The following is an 8,222-nucleotide window of genomic DNA, read 5'->3' as shown; positions in this document are numbered from 1 at the left end:
GGTCCGAACGGTCACGCTATCCCGCCCCGATCCACCCCTCCCTCATGCGCGAAGGATGAAATGCGTGGTCGCGGGCCCGGTGACTCAGCCGAGGAGGACGCGGCGCATGAGATGGTCGGCGCGGGCTCTCGAGGCGAGGGGGTTGTCCGGGAAGGCCTGGCCGAGGTCGATGATCATGGCGAACGCGGCGTGGACGAGGAAACGGGCCTCGGCGGCGGTGAGGGTGGGACGGACCTCGCGGACGAGGCGGGCCCACTCCTGGACGCTGAGCCGCTGGATATTGCGCAGGACAGCGCGTTCCTCGGCGGGCACGTGGCCGAATTCGGCGTAGTAGACGACGGCGAGTGCGCGCTCGTCGAAGGTGTCGGACACGAACTGGTCGATCAGCACATCCAGCGCGCCGGCGCTGTCGGGAGTGCCCGCGACGGCCGGACCGATCGCGGCGGACACCCGGTCGGCGGCACGACGGAAAGCGGCGGCGAGGATATCGCTCTTACCGCGATAGAACCGATACACCGCCGACGCCGCCGAAAGCCCCGCCGCCGAGGCGATGTCCTCGACACTGACGTTCGGGTACCCGCGCTCGTGGAACAGCTCGACCGCCTTGCGCAGCAGCAGTTCGTGTTTGAACGAATCCGGGATCTCCACCTGTACCGCAGGTTCGGAAACCGTTGCCGCCGGTGGCAATCCGGTCTCGGCCAGGGCCAGGCAGGCGGTGCCGAACAGCCGGTTCAGTGCGCGGGCCGGCATGGCGGCGTGATGGTCGGCGATGCTGGTGATCACCCCGAGCATCGCCGTGGACACCAGCCGCCGATCCGGCGCGGTCAGCTCGGGACGCAGCGCGGCGAGCTGAGCGTCGAGTGCGACGAGCACGGCGGTCCGCTGCTGGTCGAGCACGAGCCGATCGGCGGGTTCGAGGTAGCGGCCCTCCCAGCGGACCAGGGTGACCGTCGACCGGTTCTCCAGCGTCGCGCCGACCAGCCCGCTCAGCATGTGCCGCAACCGGTCCGCCGCGGTGGGGGTCACCTCGGCCGACACCACCACGGCGGCTGTGAGCGCCTGTCCTACCCGCAGCAGCTCCTCCCGGAACAGCGCGTACTTGCTCGGATAGTGGCGGTACAGCGCCGCCGAACTGATCCCGAGTTCGGCGGCGATGTCCTCCATGCTCACCCCGTGATACCCGGCGGCACCGAACGCCGACGCCGAGGCGGCCGCGATCTGCGCGCGCCGATTCTTGGGGCGCCGCCGCACCCCGTCCTTGGTTCCGCCGACTACCGATCCACGCGCTGCACGAGACTCGCCGACACTCATGCGAGCAGTCTATTAGGCCTTGTGGGGTGGGGTGATCCGGGCATACCAGTCCAGCAGTTCCGGGTCGTCGACAGCGGTGCGTTCCACCACGCGGTCCGGGTCGGCGCCCTGGAAGAGCTTCTTGATCGGCACCTCGAGCTTCTTGCCGGTCCTGGTGTGCGGGACGCCGGGCGCCACCCGGATCTCGTCGGGCACGTGCCGAGGGGACACCTCGGTGCGGATCGCGGTGGCGATCCTGGTCCGCAGGTCCTCGGTGAGTTCGGCGCCGGGCGCGAGCACGACGAACAGCGGCATCCAGTAGCCGCCGTCGGGCTGTTCGGCGCCGATCACCAGCGCCTCGGTGATCTCCGGGAACTGCTCGACGACCTGGTAGATATCGGCGCTGCCCATCCGGATGCCGTGCCGGTTGAGGGTGGAATCGGAGCGGCCGTGCACCACCACGCTGCCCCGCTCGGTCACGGTGATCCAGTCGCCGTGCCGCCACACGCCGACGTAGGTATCGAAATACGCGTCGTGGTAACGCTTTCCGTCCGGATCACGCCAGAAGCTCACCGGCATCGACGGCATCGGTTCGGTCACCACCAGCTCACCGACCTCGCCGCGCACCGGCCTGCCCGACTCGTCGAACGCGTCGAGCGCGACCCCGAGGTACGGCGCCGACAGCTCGCCGGGCCACACCGGGACGGTAGGCACCCCACCGATGAACGCCGACACCACGTCGGTGCCGCCGCTGATCGAGCTGACCTGCACGTGCTCGCCCGCGTTCGCGTCGAGCCACAGCGCACTCGACACCGGCAGCGCCGAACCGGTGATCCCGACGGTGCGCAGCGCGGACAGATCGTGCTCGGTGCGCGGCACCGAACCCGCCTTGATGCAGCCGAGCACATAGCCGGGGCTGGTGCCGAGCACGGTGGCCCGCACCCGCGCGGCCAGCCGCCACAGCGCATCGGGCGCGCCTGCGGCCGGGCTGCCGTCGTAGGTGACCACGGTCGCACCGGTGAGCAGGCCCGCCACCTGGAAATTCCACATCATCCAGCTCGGGCTGGTGTACCAGAAGAATGTGTCGTCGGGGCCGATATCGGAGTGCAGCGCAACGGCTTTCAAGTGCTCTAGCAGCACGCCGCCGTGGCCGTGCACGATGCCCTTCGGCAGGCCGGTGGTGCCGGAGGAGAACACGATCCACAGCGGATGATCGAAGTCGACAGCGGTGGTCTCGATGACGCCGCTGCCCGCGTCGGCGACCGCGTCCGGCCAGGCCGTGGCGTCCGGCACCTCGAGGCCGAGCTGGGACACCGCGACGGTGGCCCGCACGCTGGGCAGGCCGGCGCGAAGTGCGGCGATATCGTCGCGCTTGTCGTGTCGTTTGCCACCGAACCGGTAGCCGTCCGCGGTGACCAGCACGGTCGGCTCCAGCTGACCGAGCCGGTCCAGCGCCGCCTTGGCCGAATAGTCCTGCCCGCACGCGCTCCACACCGCGCCGATGCTCGCGGTGGCGAGGAAGGCGACAATCGTCTCCGGGACGTTCGGCAGATAGCCGACAACGCGGTCACCCGCGCCGACGCCGAAGCCGCGCAGCGTATGGGCGAACGCGCTGACCTGGTCGATCAGCGCGGCCCACGAGATCTCCACCGGCTCGGCGTCCTCGTGTAGCGCGATGACGGCGGGCCGGTCCGGTCGCACCTGCCGGATGACCTGATCGGTGTAGTTCAGTCGCGTGCCGGGGAACCAGCGCGCGCCGGGCATCGTGCGCGAACCGAGCACACCGTCGGCGACCGGGCCGAGTTCGAAGTAGTCCCACAGCGCCTGCCAGAATCCGGCGATATCGTCGACCGACCACTGCCACAGCGCCCGGTAGTCCGGGAACTGCGCACCGGTGCGTGCGCTGACGAAGGCGGCGAAGTCGGTGATCCGCGCCGACGCGATGTCCTGGGCGGTTGGTTCCCATTGCGGTTGCACCGGATGTCCTCCTCGTGAGTGGGTTGTGCGGGCCGGAACTGCCCGAGGCGATGATTACCCCGGCCCGCGACCGGTATTCGGGCCGATCGCCGGGTGGTGGTCAGCCCAGCGCGGTGGCCCGCCGGTCAGCGGGGCCGGGTGGCCCGGCGGACGATCCGCTCCGCGTGCCGCAGCACCGGTGCGTCGACCATGCGTCCTTCGAACGCGAAGACCCCGCGATGGTTCGGAACCTCGGCGAGTACTCTTCGTGCCCAATCGATCTCGTCGGCGGCTGGGGCGTAGCCCTCGCGGATCACCGCCACCTGGCTCGGGTGGATGGCCACCTTGGCGTCGAAGCCGACGGCCACCGCGTCGAGTGTCTCCACCGCCAGCCCCGCGAGGTCACCGATGTTCAGATAGACCGAGTCCAGGGCGAACCGGCCGAATGCCTTGGCCGTCAGCAGACTCGACGAACGCACGTGCCGGGCGATATCGCGGTAGCTACCGTCGGCGTGCCTGCTCGAGTTGCCGCCGAGTCCGGCGACCAGGTCCTCCGCGCCCCACATCACGCCGATCGCGTTCTCGGCGGCGACCGACTCGGTGAGCCGCACCGCGCCGAGCGGCGACTCGATGAGCACGATCACTTCGTAGCCGGACAGGCTCCGCACCTGTTCGGCCGATTCGCATTTCGGCAGCATGACCCGGCGGTAGGCGGTCCGCGCGAGCGCGGCGAGGTCTGCCGCGTGTTCCTCGGTACCGACCGCGTTCACCCGGACCACCGTGCGCTGTGGGTCGAGCGGAGTTTCGAGCAGCGCCCGCCGCGCGGTGTCCTTGTCGCTTGCGGCCACGCCGTCCTCCAGGTCGAGGATCACCACGTCGGCCGCGTCGGCTGCCTTGGCGAACCGCTCGGGGCGGTCGGCCGGGCAGAACAGCCAGGCGGGTCCGGTGGGCTCCCACGGCCGCTCGGTGTCGCCCGTCATCGTCATGCTCGCTCCTCTGCTCGACGCGTCGGCGGCCGCGCGGGATCGCTCGCCCGCTGTCCGGTCGTGCCCGCGCCTGGCCTGCCCGTAGCCGCGGCGGGCACGGTGCGCCCGCTCATGCCGTCGGCGCCTTCCTGACCAAGGTCTGCCGGACCGCCTTCGCCACGATCACGCCGTCCTGGTTGCGCGCGGTGTGCGTGAGGCTGACGATCCCCTCACCCTGGCGGCTCCTGGACTCCCGCTTGTCGGTGACCAGCGTTTCGGCGTACATGGTGTCGCCGTGGAACAGCGGCGCGGGAAGCGACATCTCGGAGAAGCCGAGATTGGCCACCAGAGTGCCCTGGGTGAGCTGGGCGACCGACAACCCGACCAGCGTGGACAGCGTGAACATCGAGTTCACCAGCCGCTGGTTGAACGGCGGCTGCGCGTCGGCGAAGTTCGCGTCCAGGTGCAGCGCCTGGGTGTTCATGGTCAGCGTGGTGAACAGGACATTGTCGGCCTCGGTGATGGTGCGGCCCGGCCGGTGCTCGTAGATGGTGCCGATCTCGAACTCCTCGAACCACAGCCCACGCTGGACGACGCGCCGTTCGGTGCTCGATGGCGCCTGCGCTGTCGCCGCCGGGCTGTCGTGATCAGGCGCGGTCACAGCCCCAGCTCCCGTGCGATCAGCATCAGCTGCACCTCCGTTGTGCCCTCACCGACTTCCAGGATCTTGCTGTCACGGTAGTGCCGCGCCACCGGGTACTCGTTCATGAAACCGTTGCCGCCGAAGATCTGCGTGGCGTCACGTGCGTTGTCCATCGCGGCCTCGCTGGCCACCATCTTGGCGATGGACGCCGCCTTCTTGAACGGCTTGCCCGCCAGCATCAGCGCGGCCGCGTCGTAGTAGGCGGTGCGCGCGACATGCGCCCGCGCCTCCATCCTGGCGATCTTGAACGCGATGGCCTGGTTACGGCCGATGGCCTGCCCGAACGCTTGTCGCTCGCCCGCGTAGCGCACGCTCTCGTCGACACAGCCCTGCGCGGCACCCACCGCGAGCGCGGCGATGGCGATGCGGCCCTCGTCGAGGATACGCAGGAAGTTGGCGTAGCCGCGGCCGCGCTCGCCGAGCAGGTTCTCCTTGGGCACCCGCACGTCGGTGAAGCTGAGCGGGTGGGTGTCGGAGGCATTCCAGCCGACCTTGTTGTAGGCCGGTTCGGCGACGAAACCGGGCGTGGCGGTCGGCACCAGGATGGTGGAGATCTCCTTCTTGCCGCCGGTCTGCCCGGTGACCGCGGTGACGGTGACCAGCCGGGTGATGTCGGTGCCGGAGTTGGTGATGAACTGCTTGGCGCCGTTGATCACCCAGCTCTCGCCGTCCTCCACCGCGGTGGTGCGGGTGCCGCCCGCGTCGCTGCCCGCGTCGGGCTCGGTGAGCCCGAACCCGGCCAGCGCCTGACCGCTGGTGAGCTGGGGCAGCCATTCGGTCTTCTGCTTGTCGTCGCCGAAGCGGTAGATCGGCATGGCGCCCAGCGAGACGCCCGCCTCCAGCGTGATCGCCACGCTCTGGTCGATCTTGCCGAGTTCCTCCAGCGCCAGGCACAGGGCGAAGTAGTCGCCGCCCATGCCGCCGAACTCCTCCGGGAACGGCAGGCCGAACAGGCCCATCTCGGCCATCCCCGCGACCACTTCGTACGGGAAGCTGTGCTCGGCATCGTGTTTCGCCGAGACCGGCGCGACAACGTGGTTGGCGAAGTCGCGCACGGTGAGGGCGAGCTGGCGATACTCCTCCGGGAGCGAACCGGTGGACAGGTAGTCGGTCATGCGGGGGTTCCTTCTCGCTCGGTGTTCGAGTCGGCGGGCTCGGACGCTTCGGTATCGGTGGTGGCAGTGCGGTGCGTGCCGCCCTCGGCGGTATCCGTGGGATGGGCCAGCACTCGCACCAGCACCTGGTCCAGCTTCACCTGGGCGCCGGGCCGCTCCAGCACCTCGACGGTGCCCGCGACGGGAGCGGTGAGGGTGTGCTCCATCTTCATGGCCTCGATGACGATCACCGGGTCGCCTGCCTCGACGGTCGAGCCGTCGGCGACCGGCGTGGCGATCACCGAACCCGGCATGGGACTGCGGATCTCGGCGTCACCCACATGGGCGGCAGTGCCACGCACGCTCGCCTCGGCGACCTCACGCAGCACCGCGACCTTGCCGCCGGTGTTCACCCACAGCTGGCCGTCGGCCTCGGCGACGCGATACACGTGGCGCAGACCGTCGACGGCGATGGTGAGTCGGTCGTCGATCAGCGCGGCGGTGAGCGAACCGACGTCGGCGTCGTCGGCGAGTTCGCCCGACCGCGCCGAGGTGCCCGCCGGGCCCGCCGTCCCGGTGTTCGCCGCGCCGGACGGCTGTTCCGGCTGACCGGACGTGCCGTCGGATTCGAGGCGCACGATGGCGGATTCCGGTGTTCCAGTGAGGAATACATGGCGAATCCGATCGCCGGCGGCCAGCCGTAGCACCGTCGGTGCCGGTGCGCCGAGCCGCCAGCCCGACGGCACCGACCACGGGTCGCCGCCGGGGCCTGGCCACCGGCGCAGCCAGTGATACGTCGCGGCGGCGATGAATTCGTCGTCGGTGACGGGGGCAGGCCGGAAGTCGGCGACCCTGCGGTCGAGCAGCGCCGTGTCGAGCCTGCCCGCCTGGACGTCGTCGTCGGCCAGCAGGAAGCGCAGGAACTCGATATTGCTGGTGACGCCGAGCAGCACGGTCTGTTCCAGTGCCCGGTCGAGCGCGGCGAGCGCGTCGGCGCGGGTGGTGCCGCGGGCGATCACCTTCGACAGCATCGGGTCGTAGTCGCTGCCGACCACGGTGCCCTCCGCCAGACCCGAATCCACCCGTATTCCTTGGCCTTCCGGCTCCGCGAGGGCGAGCACGGTGCCGCCGGTCGGCAGGAAGCCGCGGCCGGGGTCCTCCGCGTAGACGCGCGCCTCGATGGCGTGTCCGACAAGGTGGATCTCGTCCTGTGCCTTGGCCAGCTGCTGCCCGGCCGCCACCCGTACCTGGCATTCCACAAGATCGACGCCGGTCACCAGCTCGGTCACCGGATGCTCCACCTGTAGCCGGGTGTTCATCTCCATGAAGAAGAACTCGTCGGGCCTGTCGGCGGAGACGATGAACTCCACCGTGCCGGCGCCCACATAGTCCACGCTGCGCGCGGTATTGCAGGCCGCGGCACCGATGCGGGCCCTGGTCTGCGCGTCCAACAGCGGCGACGGCGCTTCCTCGATCACCTTCTGATGCCTGCGCTGCAGGCTGCACTCGCGTTCGCCCAGGTGCACCACATTGCCGAACTTGTCGGCCAGCACCTGCACCTCGATATGGCGGGGGCGGGTGACGAAGCGTTCCAGGAACAGGGTGTCGTCGCCGAAGGCGGCCGCGGCCTCACGGCGCGCGCTCACCAGCGCGGCGGGCAGCTCCTCAGGCCGATCGACCCGCCGCATGCCCTTGCCGCCGCCACCGGCCGACGGCTTCACCAGCACCGGATAGCCGACTTCGGTGGCGGCGGCGATCAGCTGGTCGTCGGTGAGGCCGGGTTCGGCGATGCCGGGCACCACCGGCACGCCGAAGGCGGTGACGGTGTTCTTGGCGGTGATCTTGTCGCCCATCACCTCGATCGCCTTGGCGGGTGGGCCGAGGAACACGATGCCCGCGTCGGCCAGCGCGGCGGCGAACGCCGAATTCTCCGACAGGAACCCGTAACCCGGATGCACGGCCTGCGCACCGGAGCGCACGGCGGCGTCGACGACCTTCTCGATCGACAGGTAACTCTCGCGGGCGGCCGCGGGGCCGAGCCGCACCGCGACATCGGCCTCGCGCACGTGGCGGGCACCGGCGTCGGCATCGGAGTACACCGCCACCGAGCGGATTCCCATGGCGCGCAAGGTTTTGATCACGCGTACCGCGATCTCGCCGCGATTGGCGACAAGGACGGTGTCGAATTCGACGGGGTGGGATTTGTTCAGCATG

Annotated in this window: 6 protein-coding genes; all 6 read right to left on the bottom strand. The window is 70.0% G+C overall.

From position 1 onward, the window contains the following. Positions 1-84 precede the first annotated feature (84 nt). On the bottom strand, positions 85-1,311 hold the full coding sequence (locus ACFOW8_RS13110) for a TetR/AcrR family transcriptional regulator (RefSeq protein ID WP_378550595.1): 1,227 nt from the start codon (positions 1,309-1,311) through the stop codon (positions 85-87). 12 nt (positions 1,312-1,323) lie between these two features. Further along, positions 1,324-3,267: an acetoacetate--CoA ligase gene (locus ACFOW8_RS13105; protein ID WP_378550593.1), complete on the bottom strand. Its 1,944-nt coding sequence runs from the start codon at positions 3,265-3,267 to the stop codon at positions 1,324-1,326. A 125-nt stretch (positions 3,268-3,392) separates the two neighbouring features. Further along, the gene (locus tag ACFOW8_RS13100) at positions 3,393-4,232 is read right to left on the bottom strand and encodes an HpcH/HpaI aldolase/citrate lyase family protein (RefSeq protein WP_378550591.1); all 840 of its coding nucleotides are present in this window, start codon (positions 4,230-4,232) and stop codon (positions 3,393-3,395) included. 109 nt (positions 4,233-4,341) lie between these two features. Next, positions 4,342-4,872, bottom strand: a complete 531-nt coding sequence (locus ACFOW8_RS13095; protein ID WP_378550589.1) for a MaoC family dehydratase — start codon at positions 4,870-4,872, stop codon at positions 4,342-4,344. Beyond that, complete coding sequence (locus ACFOW8_RS13090; protein ID WP_378550587.1) at positions 4,869-6,029, bottom strand: acyl-CoA dehydrogenase family protein; 1,161 nt, start codon at positions 6,027-6,029, stop codon at positions 4,869-4,871. Before ACFOW8_RS13090 ends, ACFOW8_RS13095 begins: the two co-directional genes overlap by 4 nt. After that, positions 6,026-8,221: an acetyl/propionyl/methylcrotonyl-CoA carboxylase subunit alpha gene (locus tag ACFOW8_RS13085; RefSeq protein WP_378550585.1), complete on the bottom strand. Its 2,196-nt coding sequence runs from the start codon at positions 8,219-8,221 to the stop codon at positions 6,026-6,028. Before ACFOW8_RS13085 ends, ACFOW8_RS13090 begins: the two co-directional genes overlap by 4 nt. Position 8,222: the final 1 nt, after the last annotated feature.

The sequence above is a fragment of the Nocardia rhizosphaerae genome (assembly GCF_042650365.1).
GTDB classification, from domain to species: Bacteria; Actinomycetota; Actinomycetes; order Mycobacteriales; family Mycobacteriaceae; genus Nocardia; species Nocardia rhizosphaerae.
This window is presented reverse-complemented; position numbering and strand designations above follow the sequence as displayed.